Raw genomic sequence first — 20,972 nt, forward strand, 5'->3', positions numbered from 1 at the left:
TGACACATGAAATTACAACAGTTACGTTATATTGTCGAAGTGTTAAATCACAATCTTAACGTATCCGCTACTGCGGAAAGCTTGTATACCTCTCAGCCGGGTATCAGTAAACAAGTGCGGATGCTGGAGGATGAGTTAGGCATTCAGGTGTTTGGCCGCAGTGGCAAACATTTGACGCATGTGACGCCGGCAGGGCGGGATGTGATTGAAATTGCCCAACAGATACTGGCCAAAGTGGAAAGCATCAAAGCGGTGGCCAAAGAGCATACGCTACCGGATCAAGGCAAGCTGAATATCGCGACCACTCATACCCAGGCCCGGTATGCATTACCTGGGGTGATTGGCGGTTTTATGAAAAAATTCCCTAAGGTGTCTTTGCATATGCACCAAGGTACGCCGCAGCAAATTTCTGAAGCTGCCTCGCGTGGCGATGCCGATTTTGCCATTGCCACTGAAGCCATGCATTTGTTCAGTGATTTGGTGATGTTGCCTTGTTATCACTGGAACCGGAGCGTGATTGTCCGCCATGATCACCCACTGGCTAAACTGAACCATAAAATTGAAATTGCCGACGTGGCTGAACATCCGATAGTGACTTATGTGTTTGGTTTTACTGGTCGCTCAGAGTTGGATCGGGCCTTTGGTGAAAAAGGCATGGAACCGAAAATCGTCTTTACTGCCACCGACGCCGATGTGATTAAAACCTATGTCCGGCTTGGTTTGGGGGTCGGGGTGATTGCGTCGATGGCGATGGACAAAGAACTGGATAAGGATTTAGTGTCCATTGATGCCAGCCATCTGTTTGCGGCTTCAACCACTAAGATTGGCTTTCGCAAAGGCTCGTTCCTTCGAACGTACATGTATGATTTTATTGAGCGTTTCGCGCCGCACCTGACCAAAGATGTGGTGGAAAAAGCTAATTTACTGCGCAACCAGGAAGAAATCGACCGGATGTTTGCCAAATTTGATTTGCCGGTACGTTAAGCCGGTTGGTCAGACCGGGCCGGGCCGCGCTAGGCCGCGATGTGCGATGCGTAACAGCGTAGCTGCGAGCATGACTTTGCCGCTTTGGTCAATGGCTTGGCGTTGGTAATTGGCCTTGCCAGCAAAGCGAGCCTGAGTAAATCAATTTTGCAGTAATAGACGTCTGGATGTTGATATGTCCGCTATTGGGCGTTAAGCTATGTTTCTAACTTTGAAATATATCTTCAGCTTAGTGAGCAAAATCTACCATGATCGATTTAAAACTGCTGCGCACTTTGCAGGCGTTGCAACAAACCGGTTCTTTGCAAGCGGCGGCCACTCGGTTATTTCTGACTCAATCGGCGTTATCACATCAGTTAAAAGATGCGGAAGGTCAGCTTGACTGCAGTTTGTTTATCCGCAAGACCCAGCCAGTCCAGTTCAGTAGTCAGGGCAAACTGTTGTTACAACTGGCAGAGCAGGTGTTGCCTTTGGTCGATGCCACGGCATTGCAGTTAAAAACGGGTCAGATACCGGCAGCAACCCTGCGGCTGACTGTAGAGTGTCATGCCTGTTTTCATTGGCTGCTACCGGCAGTGAAAGCGTTTCGCGCGCAGTGGCCTGCTGTCACGCTCAGTTTGGATACTGACATTGAACATCATGCCGTGGAAGCGTTATTAAGGGATGAGTTAGATTTGGTGCTGACCACAGATGTACGACAGGAGCAGCAAGTGAGTTTCCAACCGCTGTTTAGTCTGGAACTGAAAGCTTATCTTTACCCTGAGCATCCGCTGGCACAAAAGGCAGTGATTTTGCCGCAAGACATGGCAGAGTGTGATTTATTAAGTTATCCGATCCCGCTGGAACGGCAGGATTTATTCCGGTTTTTTCTGAAGAAGAATCAGTTTAACGGTCGTCAGCGCCAAGTGGGGCAGGCGAGTCAGATTTTACAGTTAGTGGCGGCAGGCGAAGGGATTGCGGTACTGCCCAGTTGGTTAGCAGAGCCCTTTGTCAGTCAGGGTCTGATTGTGACCAAATCTTTAGGTGAAACCGGTTTGCATCGTCAGATGTATCTGGCCAGCCGGCGTGATGATCAACAGGCTGCCAGTCAGGCTTTGTACCAGTTATTGCGTCAGCATGCGCCGGTTTAACCGGCGCCGAGAATAACTTATTCGTATGGTAGCGGATCTGTGGTCTGATTCAGGCTAAAAGCTTCCAGCCGCTCCTGACAGGAACCACATTTGCCACAGGCTTTTTCCCGGCCGTTGTAGCAGGTCCAGGTTTTGCTGTAATCCAACCCCATCGCCAGACCGTCTTTGAGGATATCTATTTTGGTCTGTTGCAGATAAGGACTGACAATAGCGACAGGTTCATAGTTGGCGATCTGGCAAACGTCATGCATTTTTTGTACAAACTCAGGCCGGCAGTCCGGATAAATAAAATGATCGCCGGAGTGGGCACCATAATAAACCGCCTGCGCATCCAGTGACACAGCATAACCCACGGCCAGACTGAGCAAAATCATATTGCGATTCGGCACTATGGTGGATTTCATATTATCAGCGGCGTAATGGCCTTCCGGCACCTCGATATCCGAGGTCAGAGAAGAACCGCCAATCAGCTGGTTAATTGCTGAAATGTCAACAATTTTATGGTGGATGCCCAGTTCCTGACAGACGCTTTGGGCGCAAATCAGCTCTTTGACATGGCGCTGGCCATAGTTAAATGACAGGGCATAAACTTCGTGTCCGGCCCGGATAGCACTATGCAATACAGTGAAGGAGTCCATACCACCTGAATAAATAACAACAACTTTTTGCGGCATGCTGTGCGCTCCCGTTATAATGCTCCACATTGAAGGGCGCGCATTGTACTGCAATTTCGCCCGTAGCTAAAGGAAATCGACTCAGCGTGTATAAAGTTAACGAAATATTTGAAACTATTCAGGGGGAAGGTAACTATACCGGCACCCCGGCAATTTTCCTGCGTTTGCAAGGCTGTCCGGTCGGTTGTTCCTGGTGTGATACTAAGCATACCTGGGAAATTCCGGCTGATTTGCAGATCCCGCTTGGCGATACCACCCGCAAAAGAACCGATTCCGAGCACTGGGCTGTCACCAATGCGGCTGAAATACTGGCGCTGTTTGCCGAGCGAGGCTATCGAGCCCGCCATGTGGTGATTACCGGCGGCGAGCCTTGTATGTATGATTTAAACCCGCTGTGTGAATTATTACATCAGCAAGGGTTTAGTACGCAGATTGAAACTTCAGGCACTTTTGAAATTAAGGCTCCCGACAACACCTGGGTGACGGTGTCACCCAAAGTTAATATGCGTGGTGGTTATTCAGTGCTTCACAGTTGCCTACAGCGTGCCGATGAAATTAAACACCCGGTGGCGATGGAAAAACATGTCGAAGAACTGAAAGAATTATTGGCCGGCATCAATTTGCAGGGCAAATACATCTATTTGCAGCCCATCAGCCAAAAAGCCAAAGCCACCAAGCTTGCGATTGAAGCTTGTATGGCCAATAACTGGCGGCTGAGTGTGCAGGTGCATAAATACCTGGGCATCAATTAACCTGGCTTTGCTGCAGCCAGTGACTCAGGGCTTCCAGGGTCGGGCTGGCATCTGCGGCGGCCATCAACTGGTACTTCAGCGGCGGTTGCATGCTAAGGATTTCAATCCAGCGTTGTGCCAGCCAGCAGCTGTTGTGCCAGTCCGGCTCTGGATACAAGGCCGCCAGTTGTGGATTTTGTGTAAAGACTTGCTGTAATTCTGCCTGTAAAATCTGATGCTGAGGTTGCAAAGACTCTGCCGGCCAGTCCGGCAGTGTTTGCACCATCGCGACATGTAAACCATCTTCTTCCTGCCAGCGCCGCACTATCTGTACCCGTTGCAAGCCTGTAATGGTAATACCAAGCAGACCATCGTCTAACTGACTGAAGTCTGTCACAGCAACGGCAGTGGCATGGGCAAAGATCCGATCCGGATGTTCACTGGCAACATAGGGGTTTAACAAGGCGCTGGCAAAGGGCCGTTTGCCAGCGCAGGCTTCTTTCACCAGGCGCTGGTAGCGGGGTTCAAAAATCCTTAATTGCATCTGACCTTGCGGCAATACAATTTGACTTAACGGGAATAAAGCAAGTTCGCGCAACATAACATCTCAACAGCGACTGGATGAGCATATTTACGCGATAACTCTGGCTTTGGATCTGCCGTTTATGCTTGTCGGATTGGATCATCTTTTAATTTCGGGATCTTTAAACCCAGTTCCTGGCCGCGATATTTGGCGTAATAAGTACAACCGATAAACATCAGGCAACTGGCCAGCAGTTCAGTGATGGCCAGCAGCAGCGTCAGGCCGGAGCTGACCCATAAATGGGTTAAGCTGTGAACAAAATAAATCATCACAATAAAGTTGGCCCAAGCGAAGGTATAGGCCTTGCCACGTAAAATACCCAGCAGTGGGAACCACAAGGGTGACCACAACAATGCCAACAGCACCCACTGACTACCCAGTTTCGGCGGATCAAGCCATAACACTGCCAGTGGAATTTGCAAAAATAACCAGATAAAACCGCTCTGGCCCAAACGTAACAACAGCCGCGTTCTGGCGGCCAGTGGAATTTCAGCGTGGATAAAAAAACTCATTTCTATGCGGTAGCCTGTGTTAATTGACGGGCGAAAGTGGCTAAACGTTTGCCAAAAGCAATGGCGATCCTTTGTTCATCAGCACTAAGCTGAGTATCTGCCGCCGGACCTGTGACATGACTGGCGCCATAAGGGGTGCCGCCTGTTTGCGTCTGATGCAGCGCCGGTTGATCATAAGGAACACCTAATAATACCATGCCATGATGCAGCAGCGGTAACATCAGTCCAAGCAGAGTGGCTTCATTGCCACCGTGCATCGACGAGGATGAAGTAAAGACGCCGGCCGGTTTATCAATCAGACTGCCTTTTAGCCACAAAGGGGTGGTGCTGTCCCAAAACGCTTTCATTTCGGCCGACATCAGGCCAAATCGCACCGGACTGCCCACCGCCAGCGCATCGGCTGCGGCTAATTCGGCCAAACTCACTGTTGGATGACGATCATCATCACCGTTGCCAGCCACAGTTCTGAGCATGACTTCAGCGCCACAACTTTGCACGCCAATAGCGATTTTTTCCGCCAGCGCCCGCACTGAACCATGGCGCGAGTGATACAGCACTAACACAGTGGCCGCCATCAGAATAATTCCTGCACCCGGCTGGCCGGACGGGCAATCACGGCTTTGTCACCGAGCACGACGACAGGTCTTTCCATCAGTTTTGGATATTGCAGCATCGCATGCAGGTAAACATCATCAGAGAGTCCAGTTTGATCTAAACCAAGCTGTTGATATTCATCTTCTTTGGAGCGCATCAACTGTTGTGGTGTTAACGCCAGTTTTTGCAATAACTGGCGTAACGCACCTTCATCCAATGGCTCATTCAGATAATTAATCACCTGAAAAGGTCGCCCCAGTTGTTCCAGTAATGCCAGCACTTCACGGCTTTTTGAACAGCGGTTGTTATGGTAAATAGTTAGCATCTGGGCTCCGTTAATTCAATTTTTTCAAGCGGTTGTATTCAGTTTGCAACTGCTTTTTCTTCGCTTCTAACCGGCGGTTTTCTAGTTTATCGTTATTATCCAGCTGATTCAGCGCCATGTTCAGATCTTCAATCGCCTTATCGTAATTGGCCAGTTGATAATACAAATCTGCTCTGGCCTCATAAAATCTGGCCATATCATTCAGGCCCTTGTAAGCCTGAGTCAGCATTTCGTATGCCAGAAAGTTATCATTCTGGTAATACAATAAACTTTTCAGTAAATGCAGTGCCAGGCGGTAAGATTTTGCTTCCATCGCGGCATTGGCATAATTGAGCGTGATCACCTGATTATTCGGCCGCAACAAATATTGTTGTTCCAGCATTTCCAGCGCCTTGTTACTGCGGTTGGTGGCCAGATACAGATCTGTCATTGCATCGACATAAAACAGGTTATTGTCATCCTCGGCGCGCAATTTTTGCAGAATTTGCTCAGCCTGGGCATATTCTTTGCTGTCGTATAACGCCAGCGCCAGCCCATATTGATTGGCTTTGGTATTACCGCCCGGGGTGGCCAGTTTTTTCTGAAAATGACTCAGCGCTCCCTTGGTGTCGAGTTGATAACGCGCCCAAATCCGTGCTTTTACCAGCAAAAAATCAGCCCCGTCCGGCACAAATTTTTGGGTAAACTGTTGCGCCCGGACACGTGAGTCACTGATCCTGGCCCCAGAAAGCGGGTGGGTATATAAAAATGCCAGTTGGGTATTACTAAAACGGGTTTTTTCACTGAGTTTGTGGAAAAACTCCGGCATGGCATAAGGATCAAAACCAGCAGTGGCTAATAACTGGATGCCAATCCGGTCTGCTTCCTGTTCGTTACTGCGGGTGAAGTTAATGGCAGATTGCTGCGCCACGCCCTGGGAGGCCATGACCCCAGCCATACCTGCTTCCGGATTGACCGTGGCCAAAATAAGCGAGCCTAATAATGTCGCCATACTCAGTGGCGCATTTTGTGATCTGGCTTCGACCGAGCGAGCGATATGACGCTGCGTCACGTGCACAATTTCGTGTGACATCACGGAGGCAAATTCACTTTCTGAATCCGCGACGGCCAGCGTGCCTGTATTAGATACTATATGGCCACCCAGTGAAGCAAAAGCATTGATATCTCTATCCTGCACCCAATAAAAATTAAACGGGAAACGGACTCCTTCGGCTTTGGCGACCAGGCGCTGGCCTAAGTTATTCAGATATTCATCCAACAATGGATCATTGACCATCGGCAAGCTGGCTCTGGTCTGACGCATCATCACATCGCCAATGATTTTTTCTTTTTCCGGCGTCAGAGTCGAAAAAGCATTACCTCCTAAATCCGGTAACTGACTTGAAGCCATTCCAGGGGCCTGCCAGAACAACCCCAAACTAAGCGAACATACCACCAATAACTTCATTTATCTCTTCTGCTCTGCTAAACCGGCTTTAAGTGCCGATAACTGTAATTCGTCTGCATCCGCCCGTCCCAGCAATCGTTCTTGCTGGTCAAAAAACGCCCGGATTGACACACCATCAACTTTGGTGATTTGGACATGTTGTTGCAAAAATGCAATCACATCATTCACGGCTTTATGCGCATGTAAAATCAGGGCGAAATCAGCATCATCACCGTGCTCAAAATAGAAGCTGATAAATTTATGCAACTGATTCACCCGCAGGATCATCCGCATATTCAACGGATCCCAAAGTTGAAATTCCATCAACCTGTTGCCTTTGACATACTGATCAATTTCAGAGTCTTTGGCATAGGGAACGGCGTGAAGTTCAAAGCCACGGTCAGTAAATACCTGATAAAGTGCCAACCGAGGTTTATTTTCACAATGGATGGCGTTGCTGTTGTCGAGATAGCCACCCAATATGGCTAAATTCCAGTTTCTTTTATCGATAATCCTTTTGATGGCATTATCAAAGCCGTGGGTCAATACACCTTCTGATTCCCCAAGCGATTGCGCCACCATATGGTAAAACGGTGGTAACTCACCCCAGTTCAGTTGTTTTTTATAGCGGTTGATATCTTTAAGTGTCGGATTTTCTGGCAGTTTAATGCGATTACCTGAGTGGTTCATGACGCTGCTACCTTAAGCTATACGGAAGTACTGTAACTTTGCCGATTATAACCAATAGTGGACTGACTGCACTAAGTGGACAGCACAAAAGCGGGCAAAATAACTATTCCGCACCGACTGGATGCGTCAGAGGTTACTCTACCAGCCATTGCCAATGCAAACCAGCCTGCAGTTGTCTGGGTAAGCCTGGTTCAAAACTCCGGCCATTGGCCTGATTCACCACCACAGCGCCAACATATTGTCGATTGGTCAGGTTATCGGCAGCTAACCAAAACTGCCAGCGCCACTGCTGTTGCTGCCATTGCCAGCGGCTGCTGAGATTGAGCAAGGTACTGCCTGGGGCACTGTGCCGGTTTTGGTCATCGGTAAATACCTTACTGCGATAATTCACTGTGCTGCTGAGTTGCCAGTGTGCAGTGCCAAAAGGCTGATATTGCCATTGCCAGCTTGCCTGGCGGGCCGCCACGCCGGGCAAACGGCTATTGAGGTTGTCAGCATTGAGGTTTGTGACAAAACGTGCTTGTAACCAGCTGATACTGAATTGTTGTTGCCAGTAAGCTGAGGGTTGATACTGCCAGGACAATTCACTGCCATAACGGCGGGTGGCGGCGGCATTGCGGTAAGTCGTCCTGCCGCCACTGGCTTGATCAACCACCAACTCATCTTCGCTATCGGCATAAAACAGATCCAGTGCCAGCATGCCGTGCTCGGTTTGCCATTTAACGCCAGTGTCAGTCAGCCGGTTAATCGCGGGTTTGAGCGCCAGATTAAGCCCGGCGCCCTGGCGTTGATAGGCCATTTCGGTCAGGGTCGGGCTTTCAAAACCACGGCCAAGGCTGATATAAACACTGACTGCTGTGCCGAACGGATACTGCCAGCCCAGGCTGTAGCTCGGCTGCTGGAGTTGTTTCTCCCCACTGTCATCGGGATTCTGCGGGTTGATCAGATAATCGCGGACCTGAAAATCCAGCCGACTCCATTTCCAGCCGGCATTGAATTCTCCCCAATCAGCGGTCTGATAACGACTGCGCACGCCTGCTTCCTGACTACTGACCTGGCCCGTTTCATCCCGACGTAAATCACCGGCTATACCTTGTTGGTTGACATAACCGCGGCGTAAATCCCGTTGTTGATCAAGCTGTGCAAAAAATTGCCAGTGCCAGCGATCCAACTGCCACTGACGTTGTCCTTTGCTGCCGCGGTAATAACGGGTTAGCGCGACCACACCACCGGCCGACGTCGGGGCATCACCGGCAAAAGCAAGATATTGTTCAATATCGCGCTGACCTTGCCACAGCGACCATTGCCATTGCCGGGAATCGGGCAGTAGTTGCACACTATATTGGCGCTGAGCGCTGCTTTTGCGGCTGTTAAAATTGCGGGCTGCGGCATTGGTTTGTTGCGGGTTTTGTTGCCACTCTGCGGCAGTCAGCGCCAGCGGGTCCTGCAATAATGGATCATCACTCCAGTCAAAGCGCAGTTTAACCTGGACATCGGGCGCAAAGGTGGGGGCGAATTCGGAGCGCCAGTTGGCCTGGCGTTTCTGTGCTTCATTGTGCGGGCGAAATCCCTGATAACGGGTTTGACTCCAGCTCAACTGCTGTTGTTCCAGATTGATGACGAGGAGTTGTTGCGATAAATCCGCCGCACTACTGTGCTGTAACTGCAAACCAGGGGTCGGCAGCGGCGCGCTTTGCAGTGCCAGCACGCCACCGGCAGCATTGCCATATAATGCAGCGGCGGAGCCACGTAACACTTCCGCACTTTGCAGCTGTGCCAGCAGCATACTGCCGGGCTGGCTTTGGCCATCAGGCGTTGACCAGGGAATATCATCCAGCAGCACTTCGATGCCGCGTACGCCAAAGCTACTGCGGCTACCAAAACCGCGGATACTAAAGCGACTGTCTTGCGCTAAGTTGGCGCGCTGATCGGCCTGCAAACCCGGCATGCCCTGTAATAAGGCCGCTAAATCGCTGGCACTTTCAGGCTGGCGGAACTGCCTGCGCTCCACCGCTGCGGCGCTGCTAAGCCAACTGCGCTGTTGTTGCTGTGCTGTCACCACCAGTCGTTCCAGTTCTGCGGTGGTGGCAGCGCCAGCGGTGCCTACCGGCAATATGACCAGCAGCAGCCAGCGCGAGATATTGGTTTGTTTCTGCCGGCTCGACAGCCGTAACCGCAGTTGCCTACCCAATAATAACTGCATGTTACGGCAACGGGGTTAATTTCAGGATGGCGCCATTGTCTTCATCCGTCAGCAAATAAACACTGCCATCCGGTGCTGTTTTCACATCCCGGACCCGGCTGCCAATCCGGATCCGTTCTTCATGTTTCACTTTATCTGCACTGATTTCTAACCGGACTAACTGACCAAATTTCAACGAGCCAACCAGCAGGTTATGTTGCCATTTGCTAAAGGCCTGGCCCTGATAAAAACTCATGCCACTCGGTGCAATCGATGGCACCCAATAATGCAGTGGTTGTTCCAGACCGGCGGCGGCAGTTTTACCAATCACGCCGCCGCCATATTCTTCACCGTAGGTGATCAGAGGCCAACCGTAATTTTTGCCAGCAGCTGTGATATTAATTTCGTCACCGCCCTGCGGACCATGTTCATGCGTCCAGAGCCGGCCTTGTGGGTCCAGCGCGGCGCCCTGAATATTACGATGACCATAAGACCAAATTTCGGCTTTGGCGGTTTTATCGCCAGTAAATGGATTCCCGGCTGCGGCTTGGCCTTGTACGTCAATTTTGACGACTTTACCGATATGGCTGTTTAGCGGTTGTACTGCTTGCCGTTGACTGCCACGGTCACCTAAAGTAACAAACAGCTGGCCATCCGGCTGCTGCACCAGTCGGCCACCAAAATGGTACTTACTGTCAACTTTGGGTTGCTGGCTGAAAATGACTTTGACCGCTGTTAATCCAGCGGCGGTCAGTTTGGCACTGGCCACTGCAGTACTGTTACTGCCATCAGCACCCGGCTCTGAATAACTGAAATATAATTGCTGATTACTGGCAAAGTTGTTATCCAGCAGTACGTCCAGTAATCCACCCTGACCACCGACCGCAATTTTCGGCAGTCCCGCCAGCGGGGCACTTAACTGACCTTGTTGCACCAGCCGCATTTGTCCGCTGCGCTCTGTCACTAATAAGCGGCCGTCCGGCAAAAATGCCAGTCCCCATGGGTGGGATAAACCCGAGGCGACCGTTTCTATTTTCAACTGATATTGTTCAGTCGGCAGAAAAGAAGGTTCAACTGCCATGGCGGTTGATACGCCCAGTGACAACAGCGTGACTGGCAGGGCAGCAGGGAATGCATTTTTCAGTCTGGTTAACAACATGGTCTGGCTCCGGTACTTAACATCAGCGTTGGATGATTCAGTTCAGTGATGGCAACACCCATTGGTGGTGACTGCTTTTAAAAGCCCGATTGAACTGCGCAATGATACCCTCAGCAGTGATCAGGGCATTGGGACTCAGTGTTTGGTGCGTGTTTGATGTCGCAGCACAAATGCCAAGCACGAATCACGATCGACGGTGCGGCGACGGTAAAAGGATTTAGCCGCCTTGTCAACGCGGATACGATTGCTGACAAATCCGCTCAGCCAGAAACAATCACCTATCCTGTAACGGCTTTTATCGGTTTGGCGAGAGCATGCGACTGCATCAGACTCTTTGCTGCAACACCACAGCGCAAGCTCCGCCAGCAGACGAAATAGAGTGAATGAACTAGTTATTTTTCAGGTAGTTCAATACAACTTCATGGTGATCTTTGGTTTTGAAGTCATCAAAAATGTGCGCAATGTTGCCCTGTTCATCCACTAAAAATGAGGTTCTGACGACCCCCATATTTTCACGGCCCATGAATTTTTTTAATTGCCACACCCCATAAGCTTCACATACCGCATGGTCTTGATCAGCAAGCAGGGTGAAGTTGAGTTGTTGTTTCGAAGTGAAATTCGCCAGCATCTTGGGTGTGTCCGGGCTGATCCCCAGCACAACCACGTTGAGCGCCGCCAGTTCAGCGTTCACGTCACGCAGGCCGCAAGCCTGCACAGTGCAGCCAGGGGTTGATGCCTTGGGGTAAAAGTACACCAACACTTTTTTCCCCTGTAAAGATGACAGTGTGACAGATTCATCATGTTGGTTTTGCAGACTAAAGTCCGGGGCTTTCTGGCCAATATTGATCATCGGGTTTTCCTTTCAATCGATAAAATGTGCTTAGGTTAGTTTAACGGCAAGTATACGGCAGGAGCCAGCTTCGGGTTTTTCCAATGCGCGAAAATATTGAACAATGCACTGATAATTTACTGTTGCTGACTTGAGATCAGGTCGTCAGGACTGAATGTCAAAACTACCGGTTAATCCCATTCTTTCTAGTTGCTGCTGCAACAGCTGCCGGATGCTGCTGGCTTCCACGCCCGCGGGTAACTGTACTGTCATCACTGTTTTAGTGTGGGCAATCCCTTGTAGCTGCAAAGTTTCAGAACGCAGCGCGCCAATATAGACCTGCTGATCGGCCAGCAAACTGGAGATAGTGCCTAAGGTGCCAACTTTATCAGGGCCGGTATAAGACAGCACATAAGGTGCCGATAATGGCGGCGGTTGATGCGCTGAAGTGCGTTTGGTCATCGTCAGCAGATCAAGATTAAAGCCTGAACTTGGTAATAAATATTCAATCTTACTGATAGCTGCGGCGTCGCCGGCCAATAACATAATAAAAGTGAATTCATTGCCAAAGATGGCCATCCGGCTGTCGACAATATTACAGTTGCAGTCACTGACCAGTCGTGCCAGCTGACTGACAATGCCGGTGCGGTCAGTACCAATTGCGGTAACTACCAGTTGTTGAGCCATGATTACAAGCAACCTCAAACCGAAAAAGGGGAGCCGAGTTTAGCATAGTTCGTTGAAAATTCATTAGTCTGCACAGTGTTGCTTGTGTTTGTCAGGCCGCGTCATTACCATAGGCAGCCTGAAATTTGAGGAGCAGTAGTTATGTTCAGAGGAAGTTATGTCGCCCTTATCACGCCAATGACCGAGCAGGGTCAGGTGGATTATGTCAGCCTGCAGCAGATGGTGCAGTATCAACTGGATAACGGCACTGATGGTCTGATCATTATGGGTACTACCGGTGAAGCCGCCACTATCCCGTTTGCCGAGCAGTTAGAAGTGTTGCGTGCGGTGATTACCCAAGTGGCCGGCCGTTGTCAGGTGCTGGCTGGAAATGGCTCAAACTCGACCGCTGAAGCGGTAGAAAAAACCATCCAGCTCAACGCGCTGGCGATTGATGGTTACCTGACCGTGACTCCTTACTACAATAAACCGACTCAACAGGGCATGCTGGCGCATTTTCAGGCGGTGGCTGCCGCGACTGACAAGCCGGTGTTACTGTACAACGTGCCAGGCCGGACCGGAGTTGATTTACAACCGGCAACTGTGGCAACTTTGTCCAAGGTGGCTAATATCGTCGGTATTAAAGAAGCAACAGGTTCACTGGAGCGTCTGGCCCAATTACAGGCGCTATGCCCGGCTGATTTTGACTTACTCAGCGGTGATGATGCCAGTGCGATGAATTTTATTTTGCAAGGCGGCCATGGTGTGATTTCGGTCACCACCAACGTGGCACCGCTGGCAATGAGTCAGATGATTCAGGCTGCCCGCGCTGGCGATGCAACTGCTGCGCAAGCGACGGATGCCAGCTTACAAGCGCTGCACCGTGATTTATTTATTGAAAGTAATCCAATACCAACCAAGTGGGCTCTGCGCCGGATGGGGCTGATTGCCTCGGATATGGCAAGATTACCCTTGACCCGGCTGGAACCAATTCACGCTGCTGCAATCGAACAAGCGTTGCAACAAGCTAACATTCATTTTTAGGAGTTTTTAGGTGCATTATTGGATTTCTGGAACCGTTATTGCCTCTGTGCTGTTATCAGGCTGTTCTTCCTGGTCCTCTGCAGACCCCAGCGTTAGTGCTGACATAAAACCGATCAAACCTTTGGTGGTGCCTGCTGGGTTAAAAGCGCCAAAAACACCGGCGCAATTTGATGTCCCGCCTAAAGTCGCCGCAGGTGTCCGTGGTGAAGAGGTCGAATTAAAAGCGCCGATGCAGGTGCTGGCGGTATCGACCAATGCCATGGTGGAAGAAGACGAAAAAGAAGTTCGGGTATTTTTTGAACGCAATGAATATACCGGTGAACTTTTGCCTTTTTTACAGCAGCAAATGCAGGATTTTGTGCAAAAAGCCAATATTGAAGCCGCAAAATCTGCTGACATGAGCTGGCAAACCGGCTGGGTCAGCGAGTACCGTGAAACCGGTTGGTGGTTGTGGAAAGGCGAAGAACTGTCACAACAAAGCCGCTTTAACATTCAATTGCAGCCTAAGACCCATGGCCGGACTGTCGGGGTCCAAGTGAGCTTGCTTGAACATAAATATGCTGATTCAGACAAGCCGATTTCGCCAATTGCCAAACGTCGGGAAGAAGTGCATTTTTTAAACCGGATAGTTGACCATGTGGCAACTGTTGAACTGGCGTTGATCCGTGAAGCCAAAGCCAAGCTGCCTGATGTGTTACTGACGCGGGCAGTCAATGACAAAAATGAAGCTGTGTTGCTGACCACCCAAAGTATTGATGTGGCCTGGAACCAGTTAGAATTAATTTTTGAAAAGTTATCGCTGGAAGTGACCGACTTAAACCGGACTGATTATATTTTCTACCTGAACTTTAAAAAACCGGAAGCGGGTTTCTGGGGCTCCATTTGGGGTGGCGATGAACAACCGGTGTTGCCGTTAGCTGAAGGGGATTACCAATTGCTGCTGAACAAATCAGATAAAGGCACCATCTTAAAATGGCGTGATAAAGACGGCGCTGCGTTAGACCAGGCGACTGTGGATGCGATTTATGACGTATTGGTGACGACCATCCGCAATGAAAAAATCGAGTTATAAGCCACATTTTTTATTTTAAAACTGCAGGCGCCCCGCAATAGGGCGCCTTGTTTTTTTCGGGCTAAGCGAACCGGCCGCCGGCCATCCTCAAATAAAAAACCAGCGCCAAACGGATTGAACTTTACCCCGTCTTGTCAGTACACTGCAGCTTGAGCATAACAATAATAAAAGGGCCTATCGTGCTGGAAGTTCATGATTATCTGAAAATTTTTATCGGTATTTTGGCGATTTTGAATCCACTGGGTGCGCTGCCGATGTATTTGTCGCTGACGCAGCATCACAGTGAACAGGACAAAAAAGCGGTGGCGCTGACGGCCGCCAAAGGCGCCACCATCATTTTGTTGATCACGCTATTTTTTGGCGAGTTTATTTTAGGCTTTTTCGGTATTTCAGTGAATTCGTTCCGGGTTGGTGGCGGTATTTTGATCCTGCTGATGGCGATTTCGATGCTGCATGCCCAGACCAGCGGCGCCAAAAATACCGAAGCTGAACGCCTGGAGGCCGCAAAAAGGGAATCCATTGCGATAGTGCCGCTGGCGATGCCGATGCTGGCAGGGCCAGGTGCCATCAGTTCGATTATTTTATATGCCGACAGAGCTGATGGGTGGCAACATTATCTGATTGTTTCGGCAGAAATTATCCTGGTCGGCATAATTCTGGCCATTCTTATGCGGTTATCAGGTAAAATAGCCGGTAAACTTGGTCAGACCGGTATGAACATCATCACCCGGGTGATGGGGCTTATTCTGGCCGCTATTTCGATTGAATTTATTAGTCTGGGATTAAAGGGGTTATTCCCGATCCTGGCTCGTTAAGGACGCTTATCCATGTGCAGCATCTTTGCCTTGAAAATGTTCCGCCACTTGCTGGCTGGCAGTCTGATCTGTCTGGCGGCAGTGACCTTGCCAGCGCAGTTACAGGCAGCCGAACTGACCGATTTGTTCCAGGCACAGGTCGATGCCGGACAAAGTCAGGCGCAATGGCAGCAGGCTGCAATGGCGGCGGTGTTGGTGAAACTAACCGGCAGCGAACAAATCCTGAGTCAGCCAGCCATCGCAACTGAACTGAAAAACAGTGCCAACTATATCCGGCAGTTTCAGCAGGTACAGCAACTTGGCAAGCAACTGATGCAGGTGCAGTTAGACCAACAAAAAATAACCAGCTTGCTGCAACAACAACACATTGCGATCTGGGGCAGTCGCAGGCCAGATCTATTGCTATGGCTGACGGAAAAGTCGCTGGATCAGCCTAAATTTGTGCTGGAAGCTGAGCATCCGTTGCGGCAGGCGCTGGCGGCCCAGGCCAAGCAACGTGGGTTAAGTTTTATCTATCCGATGTTTGATGTTGACGATTTGGCGCTGGTGAGCGCAGTGCAACTTTGGGCCGGTGATTGGTCTGGTCTGACAGTGGCTGCCACGCGCTATCAGCCGGACCAAGTGCTGAACCTGCTGGTGGAGTCCGTGGTCGATGCCAATGGTCAGGCTGGCTTGCGACTCATCCGCCAACAAATGGTGGACGGTACCTTAGTGCAGCAAGAATACAATGGTGCGGATTGGAATAGCCTGGGGCAACAGCTGACTCAGGCGCTAGCCGCAGAGCTGGCAGCACAATATGCGGTCAAAGTAGTGTCGGCAGGTGCCGGTGCTGGCAATCAATTACAGTTGACCATCGAAGGCATCAGTAGTCTCTCTGATCTGGTAGCGCTACAAAAATTGTTCAGCTCTATGCTCGCCGTGCGTCAGTTTAGCGTGGTGGAGTATCAGGCACCTAAGGCAGTGCTCAAACTGGAATTGGCGGCGACTGTGGCAGATTTTTACCGGGCATTGGCGCTGGAAAGCCGGTTAAAACCGCTGCCAACAGCCACGTCTGACATGATGGTACAACCGGCTGACAGCTCAGCTGCTATGTCTGCTGCCGAGCCAGATACAGATCTGACTGCTGCTGAGCAAGCGATGGCCGCCGCACTTGGGGTTGAATCGGCGCCAGCGCAGCAGCCTGTAACGGCGACTGCAGTGCCGGATGCTGCTGCCGTACCGGTTGAAGCCAGCCATTATCAGTTTATTCGCCGCTGATGCAGCCGACACAATTTACTCTGGCCGTGACGCTGCCAGATGATGAAACCCTGCACAGTTTCTACGGCGCAGACAGCAGTCCTGCCGTGCAATTTATTTTGCAATACCTGCAGCCAGGACAGGCGCAACTGCCGCTTTATCTGTTTGGTGCCAGTGGCAGCGGCAAATCACACTTGCTGTATGCTGCCTGTGTGCAGGCGCAGGAACTGGGATTGACCAGTCAATTGCTGGTGCTGGACGATTTTCGCCAGTACAGTCCACGGTTATTTGATGGTCTGGAACAACTTGATTTAGTTTGTCTGGACAATATTCAGGCCATTGCGGGTGACAGCCATTGGCAGGTGGCGTTGTTTGACCTGTATAACCGCATGGTCGAGCAGGGCAAAAAACTGATCATCGTGGCGGACGAAGCGCCGACTCAGCTGGGTATCTCATTGCCGGATCTGGTGTCACGGTTGCAGGCTTGCACCAGTTTTCAGCTCAGATTGCTCAGTGATGATGATAAACAGAAATTGCTGCAGCAAAAGGCCCGGCTGCGTGGCATTGAACTGCCGGATGAAGTGGCCAGATTTCTGTTTAATCGTCAGCAACGCGATCTGCGGGCTTTGGTCGATATCCTGGATAAACTGGATAAAGCCTCGATGGTGCATCAACGTAAACTGACCATTCCTTTTGTCAAAGACGTGCTGGCGGAAGGTGCGGACTGAACGACCAACCATGGCGCTGGCGGGGTGGGGGCAGTTTCGCGACGTATTTTCGCCAGCCAATGGCCGACTGCACCAAGCTTGTCAAATCTTGTGCTATTTCACACTTACCTTGAAAAAACCTGAGCAGAAACAGCAATTATTGCTCGATTCTGGTGTATTATTGCCGGTTTAATCAAGTCACCATAATCAGGCTGGTCTGAGGATAACGATGAACCTAACTGCCATACTCGAAAACGCCTTAGCTGCCGTTGCTGCAGCTGCCGATGTCCAAGCACTGGAAGATGTGCGGGTGGAATACTTCGGTAAAAAGGGCAGTATTACTGAATTACTGAAATCGCTCGGCGCGATGGATGCTGAAACCCGCAAAGTTGCAGGTCAGCAAATCAATGATGTGAAACAACAAGTCCAAGATGCGCTCAACGCCCGCCGCGATGCCATGCAACAAGTGGTATTACTGCAAAAACTGGCATCAGAGCAGATTGATATTTCGCTGCCGGGCCGTACCCTGGAAGCCGGTGGTTTACACCCGGTCACCCGCACTATCCGTCGCATCGAAAGCTTTTTTGGTGAACTTGGTTTTGAAGTCAAACAAGGCCCGGAAATCGAAGATGATTTCCATAACTTTGATGCGCTGAACATTCCTGAGCATCATCCGGCGCGGGCTGATCACGATACCTTCTATTTTAATCCGAAGCTGATGCTCAGGACCCAAACCTCTGGCGTGCAGATCCGGACCATGGAAACTGAACAACCGCCACTGCGGATTATTTCACCGGGTCGCGTTTATCGTAACGACTACGATCAAACCCATACCCCGATGTTTCACCAGGTTGAAGGCCTGATGGTGGATAAAAATGTCAGTTTTACTGAATTAAAAGGCATTTTGCACGACTTCCTGAACAATTATTTTGAAGAAGATCTGCAAATCCGCTTTCGGCCGTCATTTTTCCCATTTACTGAACCTTCGGCTGAAGTAGATGTAATGGGCAAAAACGGCAAATGGCTGGAAGTGTTAGGCTGCGGTATGGTGCACCCAAATGTGTTGCGCTCGGTCGGTATTGACCCGGAAGTCTATAGCGGTTTTGCCTTTGGCATGGGCGTTGAACGTCTGACCATGCTGCGCTACGGCGTGACAGATTTACGATCATTTTTCGAGAACGACCTGCGTTTCTTGAAGCAATTTAAATAAGCGGGGAGTTTAGTGATGAAATTCAGCGAATCCTGGTTACGGGAGTGGGTCAACCCACAATTATCAAGCAATGAGCTGGCCGAGCAGATTTCGATGGCTGGCCTGGAAGTCGATGGTATTGATGCCATCGCCGGTGAATTCAGTGGTGTGGTTGTCGGTCATGTGGTCGAATGCGGCCGTCACCCGGAAGCCGATAAATTGCAGGTCACCAAAGTGGATATCGGCAGTGGTGAGCTGCTGGATATCGTCTGTGGTGCTGCCAACTGCCGGCAAGGTTTAAAAGTGATGGTCGCCACTGTCGGTGCCGTGCTACCTGGCGACTTTAAAATCAAAGCTGCTAAATTACGTGGCCAGCCATCTAATGGCATGTTGTGCTCCTTGTCTGAACTTGGCATGGCCGATAGTTCTGAAGGTATCCTGGAACTGCCAGCCGATGCGCCTATTGGTCAGGATATTCGGCAGTATCTGCAACTGGATGATAAAACCATTGAAGTGGATTTAACGCCAAATCGCGCCGACTGTCTGGGTCTGCTCGGTCTGGCGCGTGAAGTCGGCGTGTTGAACAAGTTGGATGTCAAGGTGCCTGCGATTGCCCAAGTGCCAGCGAGCATTGAGGCCTCACTGCCAATCCGGCTGGAAGCGCCAGCAGCTTGTCCACGTTATTTAGGCCGAGTGATTAAAAACATCAATACTGCGGCAGTGACGCCACTGTGGATGGTGGAAAAATTGCGTCGCAGTGGCATTCGTTCTATTGATGCGGTTGTTGATGTCACCAACTTCGTGTTGCTGGAGCTGGGTCATCCGATGCATGCCTTTGATTTAGCAAAAATTGAAGGTGGCATTGTGGTACGTCATGCCAAAGCAATGGAAAAACTGGTGCTGCTGGATGAGTCTGAAGTGACTTTGCAGAGCAATACCTTAGTGATTGCTGATGAGCAAAAAGCGCTGGCGATGGCGGGTGTGTTTGGTGGCTTGCACAGTGGTGTTACCCCTACCACGACTGATATTTTCCTGGAAAGTGCCTTTTTCTCGAAAGTTGAGATGGCGGGTATAGCACGCCAGTATGGTCTGCATACCGATGCCTCACATCGGTACGAGCGGGGTGTTGACCCAGAGTTACAGCATAAAGCAATGGCCCGTGCCACCCAGTTATTACTGGAGATTGTTGGCGGCGAAGCTGGCCCGGTGGTGGAAGCCAAATCCGAAGCGCATTTACCTGTGCCTGCCCAAATCAGTTTAAGCCGCAGCAAGCTGGACCGTATTCTGGGCATTTCCATCGAAACTGCCACAGTGACCGAGATTTTTCAGCGGCTGGGTTTTGCGGTCGAAGCAAACGCGGACCACTGGCAAGTCAAAGTGCCAACCTATCGGTTTGATATCAGCATCGCTGAAGATTTGATTGAAGAAGTGGCGCGGGTGTATGGCTATAACAACATTCCGAACGTGGCACCTGTTGCCAGCTTGAAAATGCGTCAGCACAGTGAAGCGGCGATTTCGGTCCATACCCTGCGTGATGTGATGGTTGGTCGTGGTTATCAGGAAGCGATCACCTATAGCTTTGTTGATCCAAAAGTGCAGCAAGTGCTGTTCCCGCAGACCGAAGCGCTGGTATTACCAAACCCAATCTCGGCTGATATGTCGGCGATGCGGCTGAATCTGTGGCCAGGTTTGTTACAGGCCGTGCAGTACAATCAAAACCGGCAACAAAATCGCATCCGTTTATTTGAATCAGGCCTGAAATTTATTCCGGATGCCAGTGCAGAAGGCGGTGTGCGTCAGGTGGCTGTTTTTGGTGGTGTCATTATTGGCAGTCTGGCCAATGAGCACTGGACCATCAGCGAGCGCAATGTTGATTTTTATGATGCCAAAGGTGATGTCGAAGCTTTATTGGCGGTGACTTCGGCGCCAGCTGAATTCAGTTTCAATAAAGCCGAACACCCAGCGCTGCATCCAGGCCAGACAGCGGCTATCAGTCGCAATGGTCAGCAAGTTGGTTTTATCGGTGCTTTACATCCGGAAGCAGAACGCAAACTGGGTATAAAAGGCAAAGCTTATTTATTTGAAATTGAATTAGCCGCTTTTGGGGAAAAACACCTTGTTTTAGCTCAGGAAGTGTCAAAATATCCAGCAAATCGTCGCGATTTGGCAATTGTTGTGAAATCTGATGTGCGTTTTTCAGATATCCTTGCTACTATTAGAAAAGTTGGCGGAAATCAACTAGTTGACCTAAAGTTGTTTGACGTGTACACGGGACAGGGCGTTGCGGACGGTATGAAGTCGCTGGCAATCGCACTGACCCTGCAGGACAAGGCGCGGACACTGGAAGATAAAGACATCCAACAGGTTGTTGCTTCAGTGGTTCAGGCGCTTGGTGATGAGTTCAACGCAACGTTGAGGGATTGA

General features: G+C 50.3%; 22 protein-coding genes. 11 read left to right on the forward strand and 11 right to left on the reverse strand.

Annotation, left to right across the window (positions count from 1 at the left end):
• Nucleotides 1-6 precede the first annotated feature (6 nt).
• Both cysB and AC53GJ_RS08925 read left to right on the forward strand, forming a co-directional pair.
• A complete protein-coding gene (gene cysB / locus AC53GJ_RS08920) occupies nucleotides 7-984 on the forward strand; it encodes an HTH-type transcriptional regulator CysB (RefSeq protein WP_496732328.1) in 978 nt (325 codons plus the stop codon).
• Between the two features lie 248 nt (nucleotides 985-1,232).
• Nucleotides 1,233-2,114 (forward strand): LysR substrate-binding domain-containing protein, encoded by an 882-nt coding sequence (locus AC53GJ_RS08925; RefSeq protein ID WP_496732329.1) that lies wholly within the window; start codon nucleotides 1,233-1,235, stop codon nucleotides 2,112-2,114.
• 17 nt (nucleotides 2,115-2,131) lie between these two features.
• On the opposite strand, the gene queC is transcribed toward AC53GJ_RS08925, so the two are convergent.
• On the reverse strand, nucleotides 2,132-2,788 hold the full coding sequence (gene queC / locus AC53GJ_RS08930) for a 7-cyano-7-deazaguanine synthase QueC (protein ID WP_496732330.1): 657 nt from the start codon (nucleotides 2,786-2,788) through the stop codon (nucleotides 2,132-2,134).
• 86 nt (nucleotides 2,789-2,874) lie between these two features.
• Here queC and queE point away from each other — a divergent pair, with 86 nt between their 5' ends.
• Nucleotides 2,875-3,540, forward strand: a complete 666-nt coding sequence (gene queE, locus AC53GJ_RS08935; RefSeq protein WP_496732331.1) for a 7-carboxy-7-deazaguanine synthase QueE — start codon at nucleotides 2,875-2,877, stop codon at nucleotides 3,538-3,540.
• Here the strand turns inward: queE and AC53GJ_RS08940 are convergent.
• From AC53GJ_RS08940 to AC53GJ_RS08975, 8 genes are all read right to left on the reverse strand, one after another.
• On the reverse strand, nucleotides 3,533-4,120 hold the full coding sequence (locus tag AC53GJ_RS08940) for an LON peptidase substrate-binding domain-containing protein (RefSeq protein ID WP_496732332.1): 588 nt from the start codon (nucleotides 4,118-4,120) through the stop codon (nucleotides 3,533-3,535). The two genes, queE and AC53GJ_RS08940, sit on opposite strands and share 8 nt — an antisense overlap.
• Before the next feature lie 62 nt (nucleotides 4,121-4,182).
• Entirely contained in the window at nucleotides 4,183-4,614 is a 432-nt protein-coding gene (locus AC53GJ_RS08945; protein ID WP_496732333.1) for a DUF2069 domain-containing protein, read from the reverse strand.
• 2 nt (nucleotides 4,615-4,616) lie between these two features.
• Nucleotides 4,617-5,189 (reverse strand): NAD(P)H:quinone oxidoreductase, encoded by a 573-nt coding sequence (gene wrbA / locus AC53GJ_RS08950; RefSeq protein WP_496732334.1) that lies wholly within the window; start codon nucleotides 5,187-5,189, stop codon nucleotides 4,617-4,619.
• Nucleotides 5,189-5,533, reverse strand: a complete 345-nt coding sequence (arsC, locus tag AC53GJ_RS08955) for an arsenate reductase (glutaredoxin) (RefSeq protein ID WP_496732335.1) — start codon at nucleotides 5,531-5,533, stop codon at nucleotides 5,189-5,191. Before arsC ends, wrbA begins: the two co-directional genes overlap by 1 nt.
• 10 nt (nucleotides 5,534-5,543) lie before the next feature.
• A complete protein-coding gene (gene bepA / locus AC53GJ_RS08960; RefSeq protein ID WP_496732336.1) occupies nucleotides 5,544-6,980 on the reverse strand; it encodes a beta-barrel assembly-enhancing protease in 1,437 nt (478 codons plus the stop codon).
• Nucleotides 6,981-7,649, reverse strand: a complete 669-nt coding sequence (locus AC53GJ_RS08965) for a hypothetical protein (protein ID WP_496732337.1) — start codon at nucleotides 7,647-7,649, stop codon at nucleotides 6,981-6,983.
• 133 nt (nucleotides 7,650-7,782) lie between these two features.
• Entirely contained in the window at nucleotides 7,783-9,852 is a 2,070-nt protein-coding gene (locus AC53GJ_RS08970; protein ID WP_496732338.1) for a TonB-dependent receptor family protein, read from the reverse strand.
• A gap of 1 nt (nucleotide 9,853) precedes the next feature.
• The gene (locus AC53GJ_RS08975) at nucleotides 9,854-10,990 is read right to left on the reverse strand and encodes a PQQ-dependent sugar dehydrogenase (protein ID WP_496732339.1); all 1,137 of its coding nucleotides are present in this window, start codon (nucleotides 10,988-10,990) and stop codon (nucleotides 9,854-9,856) included.
• A gap of 156 nt (nucleotides 10,991-11,146) precedes the next feature.
• Here AC53GJ_RS08975 and AC53GJ_RS08980 point away from each other — a divergent pair, with 156 nt between their 5' ends.
• Nucleotides 11,147-11,368, forward strand: a complete 222-nt coding sequence (locus tag AC53GJ_RS08980) for a hypothetical protein (RefSeq protein WP_496732340.1) — start codon at nucleotides 11,147-11,149, stop codon at nucleotides 11,366-11,368.
• Between the two features lie 10 nt (nucleotides 11,369-11,378).
• On the opposite strand, the gene bcp is transcribed toward AC53GJ_RS08980, so the two are convergent.
• On the reverse strand, nucleotides 11,379-11,840 hold the full coding sequence (gene bcp, locus AC53GJ_RS08985) for a thioredoxin-dependent thiol peroxidase (RefSeq protein WP_496732341.1): 462 nt from the start codon (nucleotides 11,838-11,840) through the stop codon (nucleotides 11,379-11,381).
• A gap of 144 nt (nucleotides 11,841-11,984) precedes the next feature.
• A complete protein-coding gene (locus AC53GJ_RS08990; RefSeq protein WP_496732342.1) occupies nucleotides 11,985-12,506 on the reverse strand; it encodes a glycine cleavage system transcriptional repressor in 522 nt (173 codons plus the stop codon).
• A 141-nt stretch (nucleotides 12,507-12,647) separates the two neighbouring features.
• Here AC53GJ_RS08990 and dapA point away from each other — a divergent pair, with 141 nt between their 5' ends.
• The 7 genes from dapA to pheT all read left to right on the forward strand — a co-directional run bounded on the left by dapA (nucleotide 12,648) and on the right by pheT (nucleotide 20,972).
• A complete protein-coding gene (gene dapA / locus AC53GJ_RS08995) occupies nucleotides 12,648-13,529 on the forward strand; it encodes a 4-hydroxy-tetrahydrodipicolinate synthase (protein WP_496732343.1) in 882 nt (293 codons plus the stop codon).
• Nucleotides 13,530-13,539: 10 nt separating this feature from the next.
• Nucleotides 13,540-14,601, forward strand: coding sequence for an NlpB/DapX family lipoprotein (bamC, locus tag AC53GJ_RS09000; protein WP_496732344.1), 1,062 nt, complete (start codon nucleotides 13,540-13,542; stop codon nucleotides 14,599-14,601).
• A gap of 179 nt (nucleotides 14,602-14,780) precedes the next feature.
• Nucleotides 14,781-15,416: a YchE family NAAT transporter gene (locus AC53GJ_RS09005; protein WP_496732345.1), complete on the forward strand. Its 636-nt coding sequence runs from the start codon at nucleotides 14,781-14,783 to the stop codon at nucleotides 15,414-15,416.
• A gap of 12 nt (nucleotides 15,417-15,428) precedes the next feature.
• Nucleotides 15,429-16,673, forward strand: coding sequence for a DUF8605 domain-containing protein (locus AC53GJ_RS09010; RefSeq protein WP_496732346.1), 1,245 nt, complete (start codon nucleotides 15,429-15,431; stop codon nucleotides 16,671-16,673).
• Nucleotides 16,673-17,380, forward strand: coding sequence for a DnaA inactivator Hda (hda, locus tag AC53GJ_RS09015; RefSeq protein WP_496732347.1), 708 nt, complete (start codon nucleotides 16,673-16,675; stop codon nucleotides 17,378-17,380). Before AC53GJ_RS09010 ends, hda begins: the two co-directional genes overlap by 1 nt.
• Nucleotides 17,381-17,588: 208 nt before the next feature.
• Nucleotides 17,589-18,569, forward strand: coding sequence for a phenylalanine--tRNA ligase subunit alpha (gene pheS, locus AC53GJ_RS09020; RefSeq protein WP_496732348.1), 981 nt, complete (start codon nucleotides 17,589-17,591; stop codon nucleotides 18,567-18,569).
• 15 nt (nucleotides 18,570-18,584) lie between these two features.
• Nucleotides 18,585-20,972, forward strand: coding sequence for a phenylalanine--tRNA ligase subunit beta (gene pheT, locus AC53GJ_RS09025; RefSeq protein ID WP_496732349.1), 2,388 nt, complete (start codon nucleotides 18,585-18,587; stop codon nucleotides 20,970-20,972).

It is taken from the genome of Rheinheimera sp. B2H12 (assembly GCF_059620065.1).

Excerpts from the sequence above, each read along its gene's own strand:
- cysB (WP_496732328.1), top strand. The coding sequence starts at position 7 with ATGAAATTACAACAGTTACGTTATATTGTCGAAGTGTTAAATCACAAT.
- AC53GJ_RS08925 (WP_496732329.1), top strand. The coding sequence starts at position 1,233 with ATGATCGATTTAAAACTGCTGCGCACTTTGCAGGCGTTGCAACAAACC.
- queC (WP_496732330.1), bottom strand. The coding sequence starts at position 2,788 with ATGCCGCAAAAAGTTGTTGTTATTTATTCAGGTGGTATGGACTCCTTC.
- AC53GJ_RS08940 (WP_496732332.1), bottom strand. The coding sequence starts at position 4,120 with ATGTTGCGCGAACTTGCTTTATTCCCGTTAAGTCAAATTGTATTGCCG.
- AC53GJ_RS08945 (WP_496732333.1), bottom strand. The coding sequence starts at position 4,614 with ATGAGTTTTTTTATCCACGCTGAAATTCCACTGGCCGCCAGAACGCGG.
- wrbA (WP_496732334.1), bottom strand. The coding sequence starts at position 5,189 with ATGGCGGCCACTGTGTTAGTGCTGTATCACTCGCGCCATGGTTCAGTG.
- arsC (WP_496732335.1), bottom strand. The coding sequence starts at position 5,533 with ATGCTAACTATTTACCATAACAACCGCTGTTCAAAAAGCCGTGAAGTG.
- bepA (WP_496732336.1), bottom strand. The coding sequence starts at position 6,980 with ATGAAGTTATTGGTGGTATGTTCGCTTAGTTTGGGGTTGTTCTGGCAG.
- AC53GJ_RS08965 (WP_496732337.1), bottom strand. The coding sequence starts at position 7,649 with ATGAACCACTCAGGTAATCGCATTAAACTGCCAGAAAATCCGACACTT.
- AC53GJ_RS08970 (WP_496732338.1), bottom strand. The coding sequence starts at position 9,852 with ATGCAGTTATTATTGGGTAGGCAACTGCGGTTACGGCTGTCGAGCCGG.
- AC53GJ_RS08975 (WP_496732339.1), bottom strand. The coding sequence starts at position 10,990 with ATGTTGTTAACCAGACTGAAAAATGCATTCCCTGCTGCCCTGCCAGTC.
- AC53GJ_RS08980 (WP_496732340.1), top strand. The coding sequence starts at position 11,147 with ATGTCGCAGCACAAATGCCAAGCACGAATCACGATCGACGGTGCGGCG.
- bcp (WP_496732341.1), bottom strand. The coding sequence starts at position 11,840 with ATGATCAATATTGGCCAGAAAGCCCCGGACTTTAGTCTGCAAAACCAA.
- AC53GJ_RS08990 (WP_496732342.1), bottom strand. The coding sequence starts at position 12,506 with ATGGCTCAACAACTGGTAGTTACCGCAATTGGTACTGACCGCACCGGC.
- dapA (WP_496732343.1), top strand. The coding sequence starts at position 12,648 with ATGTTCAGAGGAAGTTATGTCGCCCTTATCACGCCAATGACCGAGCAG.
- AC53GJ_RS09010 (WP_496732346.1), top strand. The coding sequence starts at position 15,429 with ATGTGCAGCATCTTTGCCTTGAAAATGTTCCGCCACTTGCTGGCTGGC.
- hda (WP_496732347.1), top strand. The coding sequence starts at position 16,673 with ATGCAGCCGACACAATTTACTCTGGCCGTGACGCTGCCAGATGATGAA.
- pheS (WP_496732348.1), top strand. The coding sequence starts at position 17,589 with ATGAACCTAACTGCCATACTCGAAAACGCCTTAGCTGCCGTTGCTGCA.
- pheT (WP_496732349.1), top strand. The coding sequence starts at position 18,585 with ATGAAATTCAGCGAATCCTGGTTACGGGAGTGGGTCAACCCACAATTA.